17 protein-coding genes are annotated in these 17600 nt (G+C 66.0%); 12 read left to right on the top strand and 5 right to left on the bottom strand.

Translation table 11 applies throughout. The annotated features are described in order from the left end of the window. A partial coding sequence (locus DYI24_RS07335) for an aminotransferase-like domain-containing protein (RefSeq protein WP_164571818.1) occupies positions 1–1114 on the bottom strand: 1114 nt, incomplete at its 3' end. Between the two features lie 238 nt (positions 1115–1352). Between DYI24_RS07335 and DYI24_RS07330 the strand changes: the two genes are divergently transcribed. The 7 genes from DYI24_RS07330 (at position 1353) to DYI24_RS07300 (ending at position 9609) form a co-directional block, all read left to right on the top strand. After that, entirely contained in the window at positions 1353–2996 is a 1644-nt protein-coding gene (locus DYI24_RS07330; protein WP_107353734.1) for an amidohydrolase, read from the top strand. Beyond that, a complete protein-coding gene (locus DYI24_RS07325; RefSeq protein ID WP_164571817.1) occupies positions 2993–3949 on the top strand; it encodes a CobW family GTP-binding protein in 957 nt (318 codons plus the stop codon). The genes DYI24_RS07330 and DYI24_RS07325 overlap by 4 nt, the downstream gene beginning before the upstream one ends. Before the next feature lie 89 nt (positions 3950–4038). Next, positions 4039–5640, top strand: a complete 1602-nt coding sequence (locus DYI24_RS07320; RefSeq protein WP_107342364.1) for an ABC transporter substrate-binding protein — start codon at positions 4039–4041, stop codon at positions 5638–5640. A 27-nt stretch (positions 5641–5667) separates the two neighbouring features. After that, positions 5668–6648: an ABC transporter permease gene (locus tag DYI24_RS07315; RefSeq protein ID WP_107342363.1), complete on the top strand. Its 981-nt coding sequence runs from the start codon at positions 5668–5670 to the stop codon at positions 6646–6648. Next, positions 6645–7553: an ABC transporter permease gene (locus DYI24_RS07310; RefSeq protein ID WP_164571816.1), complete on the top strand. Its 909-nt coding sequence runs from the start codon at positions 6645–6647 to the stop codon at positions 7551–7553. Before DYI24_RS07315 ends, DYI24_RS07310 begins: the two co-directional genes overlap by 4 nt. A 2-nt stretch (positions 7554–7555) precedes the next feature. Then, the gene (locus DYI24_RS07305; protein ID WP_164571815.1) at positions 7556–8554 is read left to right on the top strand and encodes an ABC transporter ATP-binding protein; all 999 of its coding nucleotides are present in this window, start codon (positions 7556–7558) and stop codon (positions 8552–8554) included. Continuing rightward, entirely contained in the window at positions 8551–9609 is a 1059-nt protein-coding gene (locus tag DYI24_RS07300; protein ID WP_164571814.1) for an ABC transporter ATP-binding protein, read from the top strand. The genes DYI24_RS07305 and DYI24_RS07300 overlap by 4 nt, the downstream gene beginning before the upstream one ends. A gap of 127 nt (positions 9610–9736) precedes the next feature. Here the strand turns inward: DYI24_RS07300 and DYI24_RS07295 are convergent, their stop codons facing one another. Together DYI24_RS07295 and DYI24_RS07290 are read right to left on the bottom strand one after the other, a co-directional pair. Further along, a complete protein-coding gene (locus tag DYI24_RS07295; protein WP_164571813.1) occupies positions 9737–10147 on the bottom strand; it encodes a flagellar basal body rod protein FlgC in 411 nt (136 codons plus the stop codon). A gap of 135 nt (positions 10148–10282) precedes the next feature. Further along, the gene (locus DYI24_RS07290) at positions 10283–11179 is read right to left on the bottom strand and encodes a PepSY domain-containing protein (RefSeq protein ID WP_164571812.1); all 897 of its coding nucleotides are present in this window, start codon (positions 11177–11179) and stop codon (positions 10283–10285) included. 811 nt (positions 11180–11990) lie between these two features. Between DYI24_RS07290 and DYI24_RS07285 the strand changes: the two genes are divergently transcribed. The 4 genes from DYI24_RS07285 (at position 11991) to DYI24_RS07270 (ending at position 13748) form a co-directional block, all read left to right on the top strand. Then, positions 11991–12332 carry a hypothetical protein gene (locus DYI24_RS07285; protein WP_107353726.1) on the top strand — a complete coding sequence of 114 codons (342 nt, stop codon included), beginning with the start codon at positions 11991–11993 and terminating at the stop codon, positions 12330–12332. A 78-nt stretch (positions 12333–12410) separates the two neighbouring features. Further along, positions 12411–12815, top strand: coding sequence for a hypothetical protein (locus DYI24_RS07280; RefSeq protein ID WP_107342357.1), 405 nt, complete (start codon positions 12411–12413; stop codon positions 12813–12815). 239 nt (positions 12816–13054) lie between these two features. Then, entirely contained in the window at positions 13055–13396 is a 342-nt protein-coding gene (locus tag DYI24_RS07275; RefSeq protein WP_164571811.1) for a phasin family protein, read from the top strand. Positions 13397–13529: 133 nt separating this feature from the next. Next, the gene (locus tag DYI24_RS07270) at positions 13530–13748 is read left to right on the top strand and encodes a hypothetical protein (RefSeq protein WP_164571810.1); all 219 of its coding nucleotides are present in this window, start codon (positions 13530–13532) and stop codon (positions 13746–13748) included. A 108-nt stretch (positions 13749–13856) separates the two neighbouring features. Here the strand turns inward: DYI24_RS07270 and DYI24_RS07265 are convergent, their stop codons facing one another. After that, the gene (locus tag DYI24_RS07265) at positions 13857–15545 is read right to left on the bottom strand and encodes an MFS transporter (RefSeq protein ID WP_164571809.1); all 1689 of its coding nucleotides are present in this window, start codon (positions 15543–15545) and stop codon (positions 13857–13859) included. Positions 15546–15698: 153 nt separating this feature from the next. Here DYI24_RS07265 and DYI24_RS07260 point away from each other — a divergent pair, with 153 nt between their 5' ends. Next, entirely contained in the window at positions 15699–17069 is a 1371-nt protein-coding gene (locus DYI24_RS07260; RefSeq protein ID WP_164571808.1) for a hydrolase, read from the top strand. A 105-nt stretch (positions 17070–17174) separates the two neighbouring features. Here DYI24_RS07260 and DYI24_RS07255 read toward each other — a convergent pair. After that, positions 17175–17600: HesA/MoeB/ThiF family protein (locus tag DYI24_RS07255; protein ID WP_205523411.1), on the bottom strand; the 426-nt coding region annotated here is incomplete at its 5' end.

Raw genomic sequence — 17600 nt, 5'->3', positions numbered from 1 at the left:
TCACCGGGGCGGGCGCGACGACGTAACCGAGCCGCAAACCAGGGGCCAGCGCCTTTGACAGGCTGCCGACATAGAGCACGTTGCTGGCGCGGTCGAGGCTCTTCAGCGGCGGCAGCGTCGCCGTCTCCGGCATCAGCTCGCCTTCGTAATCGTCCTCGACCACCACCACGTCGCCCGCCGCGGCGGCCTTCAACAGTTCGACGCGGCGCGGCAGCGGCATCGTCACGGCGGTGGGGCACTGATGACTGGCGGTGACATAGGCCAGCGCGCAGCTCTGGAACGTCGCGTCCGGTACCAGCCCTTCGCCATCGACGGAAAGCGGCACCACGTTGGGCGTCAGCATCCGGAAGATGTTGCGGGCGTCCGGATAGCCCGGCTCTTCGATGCCGACCTTGGTCTGGCCGTTGATGAATAGCGTTGCGATCAGATACAGCGCGTGCTGAGCGCCGATCGTCATCATGATCTCGTCGGCGCGGGCGTGGATGCCGCGGCGCGGCAGCACCTGCAGCTGCAACTGCTCGATCAGCGCCGGATCGTCGCCGTCGATCAGGTCGCGGGCCCAGTTGTTGATTTCCGGAACGCTGAGTGCGGCGCGGGCGCTTTCGCGCCAGTCGTTGGTCGGAAACAGGCTCGGATCGAACTGACCGAAGATGAACGGGTAGGGATGCGTCTGCCAGTCGAGCGGCTTGACGATGTTGCGATGCGCCGATGGCCTCACCGCGAACCGATCGGCCCAGTGTTCGTCGCCGCGGCTGGTGACCTCGGCGAGGCCGGGCGTCTCGGTGGCGAATTTCTTCGGCAGGCCGGCGACGAAGTAACCGCTGCGCTGCCGCGAGACCAGAAAGTTCTGATCGACGAGCTGCTCGTAAGCGATCACCACAGTGTTACGTGACACCTTCAGCACGGTGGCGAGATCGCGGCTGGACGGCATCTTCATGCCGAGCGGCAGCCGGCCATCCTCGATCGCCGTCACGATGATCTGGCGAATCTGCAATTGCAGGAAAGAGCCGCCGCGGTTGAGGCCGCGAAACAACGCGCCCCAGAATAACTCGTCTTTGCCTAATGCGGCGGCATCTGAAGAGGCAATTGCACCGCCGTTAGGCGTGCGTGCCACAGTGGACTCCCGGAATGTGAGCTGTGCTAGCTTTCCCAAGACGCGATACCCTGACTGACACGACGACGCGAAACGGCTGTCATTGCGAGAATGAAGCTTTTACAAACCGTCTGCAAGAAGCGAGCCATGGGAGGCGGCAGCTGGCGCATAGCCCTGGCTCCATTCGTGCTCGGCATCTGGCGCTAGTGCCACGGGGACGATCGCTTCACGCTCGCAATCGCAAGCCTGGAGACTAAGCGTGCCGTCTGACACCGTCGTTTATTCCGCCCGCAAGATTATCACCATGAACCCGTCGCGGCCGAGCGCGACGCATGTTGCGGTGCGAGACGGGCGGATCGTTGCGACCGGTAGTGCCGACGAGCTGATGGTAAGCGGCGCGCGGCTCGATACCCGCTTCGCCGACAAGGTGTTGATGCCCGGCTTCGTCGAAGGCCACAGCCACATCATGGAAGGCCTGATGTGGAAGCAGCCTTATGTGGGCGCGTTCGACCGCCGTTCGCCGGAAGGCAAAGTAGTGGCCGGTGTGCCGGACATCGAGGCGATCGTGGCGCGGCTGCAGCAGGCTGAAGCCGCGCTGCCCGACGATGGTTCGCCGCTCTATGCCTGGGGCTTCGATCCGCTGCATATCGGCGGCAAGATGCTGACCCGGCAGGATCTCGACCGGGTGTCGACCAAGCGTCCGGTCCTCGTCGTCCACGCCTCGTTCCATATCAACAATGTCAACACGCTGACGCTCGAGCGCGCCGAGCTGCTGCATGCCACCAACATTTCGGGCGTCGTCGCCGGCGCCGACGGCCTGGCGAGCGGCGAGCTGCAGGGCATTCCGGCGCGGATGCGGCTGTTCCGTGCGCTCGGCCACAATCCGCTCGCTGGTACCATCACCGAGGCGGACGTGCGGCGCTATGCGGCGTCGTGCTGCGTGCAGGGCGTCACCACGATTACCGACCTGCATAACGATCTCGCCGATCCGACCATCGAGGTCTATCGCGCCGCGACCAGTCAGGCCGATTTCGGCGTTCGCTTGGTGCCGGCGCTGGCCGCGGTGTCGCATACACCCGAACAGGCGATTGCCAAGTTGGAAACGCTGCGCGGCCACGCCAGCGACAAGCTGCATTACGGTATCGTCAAGCTGGTAGTCGATGGCTCGATCCAGGGCTTCACCGCACGGCTGCGCTGGCCCGGCTATCACAACGGTGCCGCCAACGGCCTGTGGTACATCGCGCCCGAAGAGCTGCCGCGGCTGGTCGAAGCGTATCACCGCGCCGGCGTGCAGCTTCACATTCACACCAACGGCGACGAGGCCACCGAAGTGGCGCTCGATGCGATCGAGGCCGCACAGACCGTCGCGCCTCGTCCCGATCATCGCCACACCTTGCAGCATTGCCAGATGGCCAGTGCCGCGCAGTTCCGGCGGATGAAGAATCTCGGCGTTTGCGCCAATCTGTTCGCCAACCACCTGTACTACTGGGGCGATGCGCACTACGAGCTGACGATGGGGCCGGAGCGTGCAGCGCGGCTCGACGCGACCGGGACCGCCCAGCGGATCGGGGTGCCGTTCGCGATCCACTCCGACGCACCGGTGACGCCGCTGGCGCCGCTGTTCACCGCTTGGTGTGCGGTCAATCGCGTGTCGTCGAGCGGGCGTGTGCTGGGCCGGGATACCGAAGCGCTCACCACCGAGCAGGCGCTTGCTGCAATCACCATCGGCGCAGCCTATACTTTGAAGATGGATCATCTGGTCGGCAGCATCGAAACCGGCAAATATGCCGACTTCGTCGTTCTCGATGAGGATCCGCTGGCCGTTCCGCCGGAGCGGCTGAAGGAGATCGCGGTCTGGGGCACCGTGATCGGCGGCATGATCAAGGAGGCGCCCCGCGCATGACGGCAGCATCCGCGACCATTTCAGTCACGGTGATCGGCGGCTTTCTCGGCGCGGGCAAAACCACCTTCGTCAACCACTTGCTACGCAGCGGCGGCCCTCGGACGGCCGTGCTGGTCAATGATTTCGGCGAGGTCAATGTCGACGCGACGCTGATCAAGAGCCACGACGGCACCACGATGACGCTGACCAACGGCTGCATCTGCTGCAGCATCGGCACCAGCTTCATCGACACGATGTGCCAGGTCCTCGACGCCGCGGTGCCGTTCGAGCGAATCGTGATCGAAGCCTCCGGCGTCGGCGATCCATGGAAGATCGCGGAGATTGCGCTGATCGAACCGTCGCTGCGGCTCGATCGGGTGATCGTATTGGCCGACGCCAGCCGGATTGCGCAACTGATCGACGATTCCAAGGTCGGCGACACCGTGCGCGGCCAGTTTGAGCGCTGCGACATTGTCCTGCTGAACAAGACCGATCTGGTGACTTCCGACGGTCTGGCCGCCGCGCTTGCCGCGGTGCGCAGCCTGCGTCCGGACGTGCGCATCGTCGACACTGCACAAGGCGCGATGCCGACGCTGGCGGAACTAGAGACGGCTGCGTCGTCGAGCGGTTTCCGCGCCGATGCGGTGGATGCCGCGGCGATCAATCACGGCGCCACCTTCAAGAGCTGGGCGTATCGCCGCGCCGGCCGGTTCGATCGCGCCCGGCTCGCCTGTGCGGTCGATAAGTTGCCGCCGCAGCTGTTGCGGCTGAAGGGCTCGTGCCGCCTCGCCGGCGAAGACGACGTCAAAGTGTTTCAGATGGTCGAGAGCGTCTGGAGCCTGTCGCCGGCCGATGCCGGACCGGCCGAGCCCGGCATCGTGCTGGTCGGCGTCGGCACCGCCGATCTGCCGCCCCCGGCCGAACTCGACGCGATCCTCGACCGCGCTTTGGCGCCGGCCGGAGCGCTGTCGTGACGCCCGCCCTGCCAGTTTCTCGCCGCGAAAGCCATGCGGCTTTCCACGTCCTGCCTCGCCCATCCTTTCTTGCAGCGGAGTTCTGACCGATGATGTTGACGAAGCGATCCTTTGTAGTCGGAGCCCTCGGCGGCATTGCGCTGATGGGCCTACCGCTCGAAACCAAAGCGGAAGGTGCGGGGAGCGGCGGAACGCTGGTGATCGGTTCGACGCAGGTGCCGCGGCACTTCAACGGTGCCGTCCAGTCCGGCATCGCCACCGCGTTGCCGAGCACGCAGATTTTCGCCAGCCCGCTGCGCTACGACGACAAGTGGAATCCGCAGCCCTATCTCGCCGAGTCCTGGGACGTGTCGAAGGACGGGCTGACGGTGACGCTGAAGCTGGTCAAGAACGCCACCTTCCATGACGGCAAGCCGGTGACCTCCGAGGACGTCGCGTTCTCGATCATGACCATCAAGGCCAACCATCCGTTCAAGACGATGCTCGCGGCGGTCGAGAGCGTCGATACGCCGGATCCGCACACGGCGGTGATCAAGCTGACGCATCCGCATCCGGCGCTGCTGCTGGCGATGTCGCCGGCGCTGATGCCGATCCTGCCGAAGCACGTCTATGGCGACGGCCAGGACGTCAAATCGCATCCGGCCAACCTGAAGCCGATCGGCTCCGGTCCCTACAAGCTCACCGAATACAAGCAGGGCGATTACTACACGCTGGAGAAGTTCGACAAGTTCTTCATCCCGGGCCGGCCGAAGCTCGACAAAATCGTGGTGCGGCTGATTTCGGATCCGAACGCCCTGATGGTGTCGGCCGAGCGCGGCGACGTTCATATGGTGCCCTACTTCACCGGCGTGCGTGACATCGAGCGGCTGGAGAAGGCGCCGAACGTCGTCGTCACCGACAAGGGCTTTGCCGGCATCGGCGCGCTCAACTGGCTCGCCTTCAACACCAAGAAGAAGCCGCTCGACGACGTGCGGGTCCGTCAGGCTATCGGCTATGCGGCCAATCGCGAGTTCATCGTCAAGAAGCTGATGGGCGGCAAGGCCTTGCCGTCGACCGGACCGATTGCGCCGGGCTCGCCGCTGGAAGAGAAGAACGTCGAGCAGTACAAATTCGACATCGCCAAGGCCAACAAGCTGCTCGACGAGGCCGGGCTCAAGCCGGATGGCTCCGGCGTCCGCACCACACTGACGATCGATTACATCCCCGGCAATGACGAGCAGCAGCGCAACGTCGCCGAATATCTGCGTTCGGCGCTGAAGCGGGTCGGGATCAATCTCGAAGTCCGTGCCGCGCCCGACTTCCCGACCTGGGCCCAGCGCGTCGCCAATTTCGACTTCGATATGACAATGGACACGGTGTTCAACTGGGGCGACCCGGTGATCGGCGTCGATCGGACCTATCTCAGCTCGAACATCCGCAAGGGCATCATCTGGTCGAACACCCAGCAATACGCCAATCCGAAGGTCGACGAGATCCTCGGCCAGGCCGCCCAGGAAAGCTCGCCGGACAAGCGCAAGGCGCTGTATTCGGAGTTCCAGAAGATCGTCGTTGAAGACGCGCCGATCTTCTACATCAACGCCACTCCGTACCACACCTCGTTCGCCAAGGGACTCGGCAACCTGCCGACTACGGTGTGGGGTGTCGCCTCGCCGCTCGATGAGCTGTACTGGGCGACTCCGCCGAAGAACTGATCCGCAATCTCGACTGACGAAGCATCAATGGCTCTCCTCACCCATCTGTTCGGAAAACTCGCCAACGCCGTCGCGCTGCTACTGGCGGTGCTGGTGATGAATTTCTGCCTGATCCATCTTGCACCGGGCGACCCGGTGCAGGTGATCGCCGGCGAGATGGGTGGGGCGTCGCCCGAGGTGATCGCGGCGCTCCGGGCAAAATACGGCCTCGACCACAGTCTGCTCGAGCAGATGTTCACCTATCTGGGCAAGGTGGCGCATGGCGACTTCGGTTATTCCTACTACTTCAACCAGCCGGTGCTCGGCCTGATCCTGCAGCGGCTACCGGCGACGCTGTATCTGGCGGCGGCCTCGCTGGTGGTGGCGGTGCTGATCGGTACGGTGCTCGGCGTGATCAGCGCGCGGCGGCCGAACGGTTTGCTCAGCCACGGCGTCACCGTGCTGTCGCTCGCCGGCCACGCGGCGCCGATCTTCTGGACCGGCCTGCTGCTTCTGCTGCTGTTCGGCTCGGTGTGGCCGATCCTGCCGGTTAACGGCATGACCGACGTGGTCAATCCCAAAACCGGCTTTGCCTATGCGGCCGACGTCGCCAAGCATCTGGTGCTGCCGTCGATCACGCTGGGGCTGGTATTCGTCGCGCAATATTCGCGGCTCGCCCGCGTCAACATGATCGACGTGCTGTCGGCGGACTACATCCGCACCGCGCGCGCCAAGGGGCTGCCGGAGCGGGTGGTGCTGGTCAAGCACGCGCTGCGCAACACCCTGATCCCGATCGTCACGGTGATTGGCCTGCAGTTCGGCAATCTGTTCGCCGGGGCGGTGTTGGTGGAGACGGTGTATTCCTGGCCGGGCATGGGGCGGCTAGTGTTCGACTCGATCCTGCGCCGCGACTACCCGACGCTGATGGGCGTGCTGTTCTTCTCCGCCGTGATGGTGATCGCGGCCAATATCCTCACCGACCTGGTGTACCGCCTGATCGATCCCCGTATCCGCGCAGGTGCCCGATGAGCACGATGGAGTCTTCGCTCGCGATGGCACAGAAGCCCGTTCCCAGCGTCAGCAAAGTGCCGAAGGCGGTGTCGCCGGCCCGGGCTGCGCTGCGGCAATTCATGAAAAGCCCGTCCGGCGTCGCCGGCGCGATCCTGCTCCTTCTGCTGCTCGCCGGCACCGCGCTCGGTCCGTGGCTGTATCCGGTCGACCCGCTCGACATCGTCGGGCTGCCGTTTGCCGCGCCCGCGGCCGATGCTCCGCTCGGCACCGACTATCTCGGCCGCGACGTGCTGGCCGGGCTGATCTATGGCGGCCGCGCCACGCTGACGGTGGGCGCGGTGGCGGCGCTGATTACGATCGTGATCGGCGTCACCGTCGGTGCGCTCGCCGGCTTCTTCGGCGGCTGGGTCGACGCGCTCCTGGTCAAGATCGCCGAGTTCTTCCAGGTGCTGCCGCCGCTGTTGTTCGCGATGGTGCTGGTGACGCTGTTCGGTCCGAAGCTGTCGACCATCACGCTGGCGATCGGCGCCGTGAGTTGGACTTCGGCGGCACGGCTGACGCGCGCCGAATTCATGCGGCTGCGGGATCTCGATTTCATCAAGGCCTCGCGCGCCGCCGGGGCCGGCAGTCTGCATCTGATCCTGCGGGTGGTGCTGCCCAACGCGCTGCCGCCGATCATCGTGTCGGCGACGCTCGCGATCGGCACTGCGATCCTGTTCGAGGGCGGCCTTAGCTTCCTTGGCCTGGGCGATCCCAACACCATGAGCTGGGGCCTGATGATCGGCCAGAACCGCAACTACGTGCTCGACGCCTGGTGGGCGGTGACGTTCCCGGGCGCCGCGATCTTCCTCGCCGTGCTGGCGGTCAGCCTGGTCGGCGACGGCGTCAACGATGCGGTCAATCCGCGGCTGCGGCGGAGGTGATAATGGCGCCGGTCCTGTCGGTCGAGAATCTCAGCGTCAGCATGACCAATCGCGACGGCGATTTAGTCCCGGTGCTGGAGAATCTGTCGTTCACCCTCGATAAGGCGCGCACCGTCGCGCTGGTCGGCGAGTCCGGCTGCGGCAAGAGCATGACGGCGCTGGCGATCATGCGGCTGCTGCCGGAAGGCTTCGTGGTCACCGGCGGGCGTATCATGCTCGACGGCGAAGATCTGCTCACCGCGCGACCGAAGCGGATGCGCGCGCTGCGGGGCGACGCGATGTCGATGGTGTTCCAGGAGCCGATGACGGCTCTGAACCCGCTGTACACCGTCGGCGATCAGATCGCCGAGGTGCTGTATTATCACCGCCGGCTCAGCCGCAAGGACGCCGCCGAGCAGGCCGTGCAGTTCCTGAAAGCGGTGCAGATCCCGGCCGCTGAGCAGCGCGCCAAAGCCTATCCGCATCAGATGTCCGGCGGCATGCGGCAGCGGGTGATGATCGCGATGGCGCTCGCCTGCCGGCCGAAGCTCTTGATCGCCGACGAGCCGACCACTGCGCTCGACGTCACCGTGCAGGCGCAGATTTTCGACCTGCTCGCCCAGCTCCAGGACGAGACCGAAGCCGCGATCGTGCTGATCACCCACGATCTCGGCGCGGTCGCCGAACTCGCCGACGACATCGCCGTGCTCTATGCCGGTCGCTGCATCGAGACCGGACCGGCGCATGAGATCGCGGCGCGGCCGCGCCATCCCTATACGCGCGGTCTGCTCGGCTGCGTCCCGCATCTCACTGTCGGCGTCGCCAAGCCGGAGCAGTGGATCGATCTCGGCGAAATTCCCGGCATGGTGCCGGCGCTCGGCAATCGCGGGCCGGATTGCGCGTTCCTGGCGCGCTGCGCCAATGCCTCGGAGGCATGCCGGTCGCGGCCGCAGCCGCCGCTCGGGGCGATCGCGGCCGGGCATGCGGTGTCGTGCTGGCGTGCCGAGGAGATCGCCGCATGATGATCCATGAAGACCTGCGCCCCGCCGACGGCGATCCCTATCTGCTCGACGTCAACGACCTCGTGGTGCACTTCCGCACCGGCCGTAAGCGGCCGTGGGGCAAGCCGTCGTTCGTTCACGCCGTCGACGGCGTCAGCTTCCGCGTCAAGCGCGGCACCACCTTCGGCATCGTCGGCGAAAGCGGCTCGGGAAAATCCACCACCGCACAGGCGATCATGCGGCTGGTGCAGGCGACCTCAGGGCAGGTGGTGTTTCGCGGCGAAGACATCATGCCGCTCACCGGCGAGCCGCTGCGCAAGGCGCGCAAGCATCTGCAGATCGTGTTCCAGGACCCGTTCTCGGCGCTCGATCCGCGGCGCAGGGCCGGCGACCAGATCCGCGAGCCGCTCGATCTGCTCGAGATCGGCAGCCGCAGCGAGCGCGACGCGCGCGTGCGCAAGCTGCTTGCCGAAGTCGGCCTGCCGCCGGAAGCCGCCGATCTGTTTCCGCATCAGTTCTCCGGCGGTCAGCGCCAGCGGCTGTGCATCGCCCGCGCCTTGGCGCCGGAGCCCGAGCTGATCGTCTGCGACGAGGCGGTGTCGGCGCTCGACGTCGCGATCCAGGCGCAGATCCTGAACCTCTTGAAGAAGCTGCAGCGCGAGCGCGGCCTCACCTACATCTTCATCTCGCACGATCTCGGCGTCATCCAGCAGTTCTGCGACGAGATCGCCGTGATGTATCTCGGCAAGATCGCCGAACAGGCGCCGGCCTCGGCGCTGTTCACCGAGCCCCGCCATCCCTACACGTGGTCGCTGGTGTCGGCCGCTGTGCCGCCCGGTCCGCTACGCGACGAGCTGAAGGCCAAGTATCTGGTCAAGGGCGAGCCGCCATCGCCGGTCGATCCGCCGCCCGGCTGCCGCTTCGCGCAGCGCTGCCCGTTCGCCGAGGCGCGCTGCCGGGCGGAGTTGCCGTTCCTCGACGCCGCAGGCCATGAGCATTACGTCGCCTGTCACCGCAAGGACGAGATCGGCATCCCCGATTTCGCCCCGCGTGCGGCGAGCGGGCCGATCGGTTAGTTCACTTGGCGGCGGTTTGCCGTTCGTGGAATATCAATCATCGTCATTGCGAGGAGTGCAGCGACGAAGCAATCCAGCTCCATGCGCTGAGCTGGATTGCTTCGCTTCGCTCGCAATGACGGAACGGCTACACCTTGGCGTCGAGCAGCGCCTTGCTCATGTCGCGGTCCGCCTTAAGCGAGGCGAGGTTGGCGGTGTAGCTGTATTTCGCGACCATCTGTCCGATGAATTCCTGCGCCAGATCCACGTTCGGCGCCGCCACCATGCCGTCCGCATTGGCGAACGGCGCTTGCGGGTCGGACGCCGGGACGGTGGCGGGCGAGGTCGTGCTCAGGCTGGTCTGAGTGCCGCCGGTCGATGTGTCGGTTTGATTGACCTGCAGCGGCTTGTAAGCCTGCGGCGCACCGGCCGGGACGGTGCCGTCGGCGCCGGGCAGCGCACCGGTCGATTGCTGATTGGCGATGTTGCTGGCCGACACTTCGAGCCGGCGGGTCGCTGCTTTCAGGCCGGAGACGGCAATCGACGAGATGCTGGACATGGACGCGCTCGTTGCGGCGGACAGGTGCGGGCAGAAGACGCCCGCACCTTGCAACGATCCGTGCACAGCTTGGGTGCAATTTGAACGATCCGGCTAAAGCTTTCTTAATCCTGCCGGGGCGTCACGCGGATTGCGTCAGGCCGGCTGCGTCGCCGGCCGTTGCGGGCGCCGCCGCAGCTTGCGCCGGGTCCACAGCCAGACGCCGGTGACCAGCAGGCCGAGCAGCACCACCGAGGTGATGACGTTGAGCGTGCCGGACAGCCAGGTCGACCAATTGCCTTCGTGCAGTAGCCGCGGCCAATTGCGCGGCAGCGGTGTGACGCCATCCGGCGCGAAGGTGTAGGCGCGCAGCTCGCCATCTTCGTAGATCCGCGCCATCATCCGTCCGCCGCGATTGGCGATCATCGCCAGGTGCGACACGTCGTGCGATTGCGCGATCTGCTGCACAGCGTCGGTTAGCTTGATAGTCATGCGGGCCGGCGGCGGGCCGCTGGAGAACGTCAGGCCGAACGCCATGCACAGCGCGGTGAGGGGGCTCAGCAGCAACAGCGGCAGCGTGAACCACGCCGCGCCCTTGTGCCAGCCGGAGAGGCTGTTGCGCAGCCGCGGCAGCCCCATCAGCACGCCGATCGTCATCAGCACCGTCATGGCGATGGTCGAGGCAATCACCAGCCATTCGTAGCCGAGCAGGCGCTCATGGGTTCGCCGCGCCCATAGCAGCAGGTCGCCGGTGGAATCGCTGGCGGCTGCGGCTTCGCCGGTTGCGAGGTCGATCGGGGGTGCATTGACCCCGAGCAGGCGCATCTGCTGGCCGGTGGCGTTGATCGCGAGCCCGCGCGCCTGGCCTTGCGGATCGTAGCGTTCGATCAGGCCGGTAAGGCGGGCGGCATCGAGCGTTCCGGCCGGCAGGCCGCGGCCTTGCAGCATCGGCTCGACCGACAGAATGAGTCCGGTGACGATGATGGCGAGTAGCGGCAGCGCGAACACCAGACTTGTCCAGCGATGCAGTTTGAGGAGCAATGCATTATTCATGATGGAACTTCACGGTTGCGATCAGCGGCGAGCAACATGCGGATGCCGTCGTTGATCAGGCTTAAACGTCGCCGGCGGCGTCTGGCATCGGCTCTACTGCCTTCGTCCGTCTCTTCAGGACCGGCGGAGAGCCTCGATGTCGCGGCGAGTGCTCCTACCTGCTCATGAGGCGGATGGAGCGCAGCGTGTTGTAGGCCTCTGAACCTATCGATTCGCTGACAGATTCTGCAGAGCATCAAGCCCTTGGGGCTGCTCGAATTCTCGCGCCAAGGCCACATGGTCGCTTCTTGAACCAGATGATGCCGGCAGCGGTGGTCCGATTGAGCGAAGTGATTCGGGGCGCGCAGCGCTCGTGACGTTCTTGTCCGGGAAATGCCGAATCACCGGCACATTGCGGACTACGGCGGTGGCCAGCGTTGCTCCTCCTTCGTCGTCAGGCGTCCTGCCCGAATGCGCGCGCGGGCGTGCATCGCGTTGCTGCCGCTCCGGCGAGATCGCGATGGCAGATTCGAATGTTCTCCGGAACGGCCGGCCTGTCCGGCAAATCACCAACTCGCGCAAACTGATGAGCGACGGTAACATCGTTGCAAGCAGTCGGTCGTGACGGGCCGCGCTGGATGGTGAGCCGCCGTGACCGGCGTGTCGCCGACGCGCGTTGTGGTGACGATCGCGCTGTGCCGACGTCATCCTTAGTAGCGGTTGCTCTGTCCTTAAGCGTGCTGAAACTTGCGCCTGTTGAAATTCCGGGGCGTTGATAACATGCTGCAGTTGCAAACCGTCTGGTGACAATTCCAACAGGTATGGAGGTAGTATGCGCTCCTCATCGATGATCTTGCTCGGTGCCATCGCGTTCGTTGCCGCGCTGTCGGTGGTGAACCAGGTCGGTGTGCCTCATCCGGCTCTGATCGAACCCGCCGTCGCTGCCACGCCGGTCGCGCCGCCGGTCAGTGCTTTCCGCACCGTGACGTCGTCGACCTGCTCGTCCAACGGCTGCCCGACCTCGTGTGAGGCGGATGAAGCGCTGATCTCCGCGATCTGCATCGGTCCGAGCAGCGCCAAGTTCAGCGACAACCTTTCTCTGGAGAACGGGCAGATGACCGCGAGCTGCGGCCCGAGCTCCTCCACCATCGTGGTGTCCTGCGCCCGCAAGTAACGCAGGCAGTTCGCTTCTGGGAGCCGGCGGCTGATCCAAGCACCCGCGGGCTCTCGTCAGTCTCAAAGGTTCTCTCCGATGCAAAACTGGTTCATCGCACTCGCCGTCGCAGTGCTGCTGCTCATCGGCTTCGCCGCCGGACCGATGTCCGTGGTCGTCGCCTTCCTGGCATTCTGGGTCACGCTGTATCTGGTGTGGGCCCGCGACCTCGGCTTCAAGGACACCTGGTCGCGCTACGGCCTGCAGCGCGTGAAGCCGCCGTTCTGGGCGGCGGAGAACAAGGTGTGGTTCTTCCCGATCTTCGACGACCGCGCCAAGGTGGTGAAGGCCGCCGCGGTGCCGCTGCTGATCATCGCGCTCAGCCTGATGCTGCCGACCTCGGTGGTGCGGATCGGCACGCTGTTGGTGCTGGCCTGGTACTGCCTGGAGATCTACCGGTCGCAGAAGGGCCTGGATCAGCTCGACCGCGCGCGCTTCAACTAATTCGGCGCAGCGCCGCTTCGGCGGCGCGCGCTCACGACGACATCGGCAACGGCGGGTGTGGCCAGCTCCACGCCCGCCGTTCGCGCGTCGGCGGTTAGGCATCTTTAAATGCTCCGCAGTTAGTACTGGACGGCGCTGCAGATTTTGCGATCATTGTCGCGCGTGAATGGCGTGCACAGGGCTCCGGCCGTGCGGCCATCTGGTGCTTTAAGTAGCCGGAGAGCCTCGAGGAGATCGCGATGGCAGACAAGAACTCGTCCGACGTCATCCTGAACGTGATGACCAAGAACCTCGATCAGGCGCGCGGCGCGATGACCAACTACCTCGAGTTCATCAGCAAGAGCATGTCGGTGGTGCCGATGGGCCAGAGCAGCCAGGCCACCACGCTGAAGGGCTACGTCGACCGCAACGTCCAGGCGACGTTCGATTTCTCGCAAGCGCTGCTGCATGCCAAGGACTTTCAGGACGTGGTCCGGATCCAGACCGAATTCCTGCAGACGCAATTCCGCGTTCTCACCGACCAGGCCAAGGACGTCGTCGAGATGACCAAGCCGACCGTCATCGTTCCGAACGACGGTTAGAAGGCGTTGTCCGCCACCGCCGGTCTGCCAGCCGCGTAGCGGTCGTCATCTGCGATGACCGCTACGGGAACGGTTGCGCACACACCGCATTGATGCAGCTGAACAGGCTCAGCTCTGATTTTGGATACCAAGCATGTTGAAGATCGTCGGTCCGCTCGTTTGCCTCACCCTGATCGCCGGCGCCGCGCAGGCGCAGGAGCGTCGCCCTGATCCTGGCTGCGGCCGGGATGTGTCGCGTCTGTGCCGGGCGGTGATGAACGAGTCCGACGGGGCGATTCTGAACTGCCTGCAGCAGCATCGCGCCAAGCTCAGCGCCAAATGCGCCAAGGTTCTGACTGACAACGGTCAGTAACAGGTCGGCTCAACCCGTCATCCGTCCATGCCCGTGCCTGTCGCGGACCGGAATGGCCAAGACGCGCCCGACCATCACGCCGGGCGAGATCGAATCCCGAGATCAACCCTATGTCGAGCCGCCGCTGACGCCGGCGACCGGCAGCACCTCGGTCGCGGTGGTACGATCAGGCGATTCCTCTTTCCAGCGCACCGAGCCGAATGGCCGCTCCAGCATGCGCCGCACCCGCACCGGCTCCGGTCCACGATGAAACGCGATCGCGCGCCGGTGCAGCGCGCGGTCGTCCTGGGTTGAACGGCTGCGCTGGCGCAGATAATCGAGCCAGGTCGGGCAGTGGTAGCGCTCGGTCCATAATTCCGGATCTGCAACGTCGCGGGCGATCGACCAGCCATAGGCGCCGTTGCGCTGGCGGCTGAGCTGCACTTCCTGCATCACGTTATGAAACGCGCGCGCCTCATCGGCGTCGACCCGGTAATCGATTTCGATCACCACCGGACCGCTGCGCGACGTCAGCGCCAGTTTCACTTCCGGATCGTCCAGAAGCTCGGCATCCTCAGTGCGGGTGCCGACCGGCGGCATCGGCAGCAGGAAGGCGAGCACCGGAGAAGCCAGCATCGCCAGCCCCGACAGCAGCATCGATGGCGCGACGCCGGACAGATCAGCGACGTGGCCCCAGCCCCAGCTGCCGATCGCGATGCCGCCGGAGATCGACGCCTGGAACGCCGCAAGCGATCGTCCCGCCACCCAGCGCGGCGCCGACAGTTGCACGCCGATGTTGAACAGCGCGATCGCCAGCATCCACACCGCACCAGCGACAACGAGGGCTCCAGCGGTAAGGAGGGGCGAGCGGCTGATCGCGATCACCGCCATCGCCACCCCCATGATCATCGCACACAGCCGAACCGCGGCTTCGCTGCTCAAGCGCTGCCGCGCAATCCCGACATTGAGGGCGCCGATCACTGCGCCGATGCCGAACGCGCCGAGCAGCAGCCCGTAGGTCTCGGCGCCGCTGTGCAGCAGGTCGCGCGCCACCAGCGGCATCAAGGCCAGCACCGAGCTGCCGGCGATGCCGGTCACCAGCGTGCGGGTCAGCACGATGCGGATCGCCGGCGAGTTGGTGATGTAACGCACGCCGGAGACGATCGCGCGGTTCAGCCGCTCCGGCGGCAGCCGTGGCGGCTCGCTGTCCCGCCGCCACAGCAGCAGCACGATCAGCAGCGGCAGATACAGCACCGCATTGGCGGCGAATGCCGCCACCGCGCCGGCAGCCGCCACCACGATGCCGCCGACCGCCGGGCCGAAGCTGCGTGCGATGTTGTAGCTGATGCCGTTCAGCGCCACTGCGGCCGGCAGGGTTTCGGCCGGCACCTGCTCGGACACCGAGGCCTGCCAGGACGGTCCGAACAGCGCCATGCCGGTGCCGATCACGAAGCAGAACAGCAGCAGGGTGTTGGGTGTCACCAGCCCGAGATGCGCCAGCGCCGCCAGTGTCGTCGCGCCGGCGAGGCCGATGCCGAGCGCGGCCAGGGCCACCATGCGGCGGTCGTACATGTCGGCGATCGCGCCCGCCGGCATCGCCACCAGCATGATCGGCAGCATCAAGGCGGTCTGCACCAGCGCCACCTTGTCGGCGGACGCAGTCATCTGCGTCATCGCCCAGGCGGCACCGACACCGTTGATCATCAGGCCGAGGTTGGACAGCAGGCTTGCCAGCCAGATCCGCCGGAACAGTGCGTGCCGCAGCGGCGCCGCGATCCCGTCGCCGGAAAACAGCCCGCGCTTCGCCGTGCCCGCCATCTGGGTCTGACCCTCCGCCGTCCTCACCGCCCCGCCGATTCAACGGCGCTGGAAACAGTGATGCCTGCGAAGCGCTCGCACTGTCCAGAGCCAACGGCGCTGGAGCGCTGGACCAGGGACTGTTACGGTCGAAAAACCGATGGAGGAGACGCGATGCAGACCACCCGGCGCAGCCTGCTGAAGGCGTTCGGAGCGCTGCCCGTGGTGCTTGGCGGCACACCGCTTGCGGCGCTGGCGCAAAGCGAAGCGACTGCGGTACCGGCGGAAGTTCCGCCCATCCTGTTCGTACATGGCAATGGCGACCACGCCGCATTGTGGATCGCTCAAATCTGGCGGATGGAGTCCAACGGCGTCGCCCGCGGCCGGCTGGCGGCGCTGAATTTCACCGATCCGTTGGCGCGCAGCGACGACGGTGTGGCGCAGGATCATCGCTCAGCGACCAACGACCAGCGTCGCGAATTGGCCGCAGCGATCGCCGACCTCAAGCGTCGCACCGGCGCAGCCAAAGTGGCGCTGGTGGCGAGTTCGCGTGGCGGCAACGCGGTGCGCAACGTGATCAAGAATGGCGGCGCCGCCGACGTGTCCCATGCGGTGCTGTGCGGGACCCCGAACCACGGCGTCTACGCCTGGGATTCCGACCTCCGCAACGAGTTCAATGGCAAAGGCCCGTTTCTGAGCGACCTCAACGCCGGCGACAGCGAGGTCATTCCCGGCGTCGCGTTCCTCACCTTGCGCAGCGATGGCATGGACAAATACGCGCAAGCTGACGGCCGCTTCGTCGGCAAGCCGGGTACGCCAACCGGCGTCACCGCGGTGGGGCCGGAGCTGAAGGGTGCAACTAACCTGGTGCTCGGCGCGCTCGACCATCGCGAGACCGCGTTCCATCCGCGTGCCTTCCGCGAGATCTACAAATTCATTGCCGGCCGCGAGCCGGAACGGATCGCGGTCGCGCCCGAAGCGGCGGTGCAGCTCAGCGGCCTCGTCACCGCGACGCCCGGCGGTGTGCCGACCAACCGGCCGGTGGCGGATGCGCGGGTCGAGGTCTATCGCGTCGACCCCGACAGCGGGAAACGGATCGGCGCGGCGCTGTTCGACGGCCGAAGTGGCCCCGACGGGCGCTGGGGCCCGGTCGACACCCAGCCGCCCTGGCCGCTGGAATTCGTGCTTACCCAGCCCAGCGAGATGACCACCCACATCTATCGTTCACCGTTCCCGCGCTCGTCGGACGTGGTGCATCTGCGCGCGACGAAGCCGGCCGCCAAGCCGCAGGACGGCGCCGGCGCGGTGGTGATGCTGTCGCGGCCGCGCGGTTATTTCGGCCTGCCGCGCGACATCGTGATCCTCGACGGCAAGCAGCCGACCGACGTCAAGCCGGGTGTGCCGACCGACTCGGTGACCACGGCGATCGTGCCGTCTGGGGAAGTCGGTCGCGCCGTGATCGGCCTGTTCAATGAGGAGCGCATCGTCGCCCGGGCGTGGCCGCTCGCCGAGAACCGCATCACCGTCGCCGAGCTGACCTATTAGCGCGGCGGTTCGCGCTTGCGCCAGTTTTTGCGGGCCCTCACCCCAACCCTCTCGCGCTTGCGGGAAAAGGGGAGGGCGCTCCGAGCAGGGGAGCTCTTCAGCGGGTCAAACGTGCCCGCTTAAATCCGTGATGGTCGGCGCATCGCCATTCAGGGGATTTTGCGGGTCGCGGCTGTAGCGCAGCGTCTCGAACCGCATCGCGCGGGCGTCGATCATCACCAGCCGGCCGACCAAGCCTTCGCCGACGCCGACGATCTCGCGGATCGCCTCCAGCGCCATCATTGAGCCGAGCACACCGGCGAGCGCGCCCATCACCCCGGCCTCCTCGCAGCTCGGCACGGTGCCGGCCGGCGGCGGTTCGGGAAACAGGCAGCGATAGGTCGGGTTGGGCTCGCCCGCGGCGTTGCGCTCGTGGGCGCGAATCGTGGTCAGCGATCCGTCGAACTGGCCGAGCGCTGCGGTGATCAGCGGCCTCTTGGCCAGATAGCAGGCGTCCGACACCCGATAGCGGGTGGCGAAATTGTCGGAGCC

This window comes from Rhodopseudomonas sp. BR0C11, from assembly GCF_010820945.1.
In the GTDB taxonomy this organism is placed as follows: domain Bacteria; phylum Pseudomonadota; class Alphaproteobacteria; order Rhizobiales; family Xanthobacteraceae; genus Rhodopseudomonas; species Rhodopseudomonas palustris_H.
The sequence above is the reverse complement of the archived record's forward strand: the minus strand, read 5'-3'. Positions and strand labels throughout refer to the sequence as shown.

What these genes read in the sequence shown, in the direction of transcription:
- DYI24_RS07325 (WP_164571817.1), top strand. Translation starts at nt 2,993, where the DNA reads ATGACGGCAGCATCCGCGACCATTTCAGTCACGGTGATCGGCGGCTTT.
- DYI24_RS07320 (WP_107342364.1), top strand. Translation starts at nt 4,039, where the DNA reads ATGATGTTGACGAAGCGATCCTTTGTAGTCGGAGCCCTCGGCGGCATT.
- DYI24_RS07315 (WP_107342363.1), top strand. Translation starts at nt 5,668, where the DNA reads ATGGCTCTCCTCACCCATCTGTTCGGAAAACTCGCCAACGCCGTCGCG.
- DYI24_RS07310 (WP_164571816.1), top strand. Translation starts at nt 6,645, where the DNA reads ATGAGCACGATGGAGTCTTCGCTCGCGATGGCACAGAAGCCCGTTCCC.
- DYI24_RS07305 (WP_164571815.1), top strand. Translation starts at nt 7,556, where the DNA reads ATGGCGCCGGTCCTGTCGGTCGAGAATCTCAGCGTCAGCATGACCAAT.
- DYI24_RS07300 (WP_164571814.1), top strand. Translation starts at nt 8,551, where the DNA reads ATGATGATCCATGAAGACCTGCGCCCCGCCGACGGCGATCCCTATCTG.
- DYI24_RS07295 (WP_164571813.1), bottom strand. Translation starts at nt 10,147, where the DNA reads ATGTCCAGCATCTCGTCGATTGCCGTCTCCGGCCTGAAAGCAGCGACC.
- DYI24_RS07290 (WP_164571812.1), bottom strand. Translation starts at nt 11,179, where the DNA reads ATGAATAATGCATTGCTCCTCAAACTGCATCGCTGGACAAGTCTGGTG.
- DYI24_RS07285 (WP_107353726.1), top strand. Translation starts at nt 11,991, where the DNA reads ATGCGCTCCTCATCGATGATCTTGCTCGGTGCCATCGCGTTCGTTGCC.
- DYI24_RS07280 (WP_107342357.1), top strand. Translation starts at nt 12,411, where the DNA reads ATGCAAAACTGGTTCATCGCACTCGCCGTCGCAGTGCTGCTGCTCATC.
- DYI24_RS07275 (WP_164571811.1), top strand. Translation starts at nt 13,055, where the DNA reads ATGGCAGACAAGAACTCGTCCGACGTCATCCTGAACGTGATGACCAAG.
- DYI24_RS07270 (WP_164571810.1), top strand. Translation starts at nt 13,530, where the DNA reads ATGTTGAAGATCGTCGGTCCGCTCGTTTGCCTCACCCTGATCGCCGGC.
- DYI24_RS07265 (WP_164571809.1), bottom strand. Translation starts at nt 15,545, where the DNA reads ATGGCGGGCACGGCGAAGCGCGGGCTGTTTTCCGGCGACGGGATCGCG.
- DYI24_RS07260 (WP_164571808.1), top strand. Translation starts at nt 15,699, where the DNA reads ATGCAGACCACCCGGCGCAGCCTGCTGAAGGCGTTCGGAGCGCTGCCC.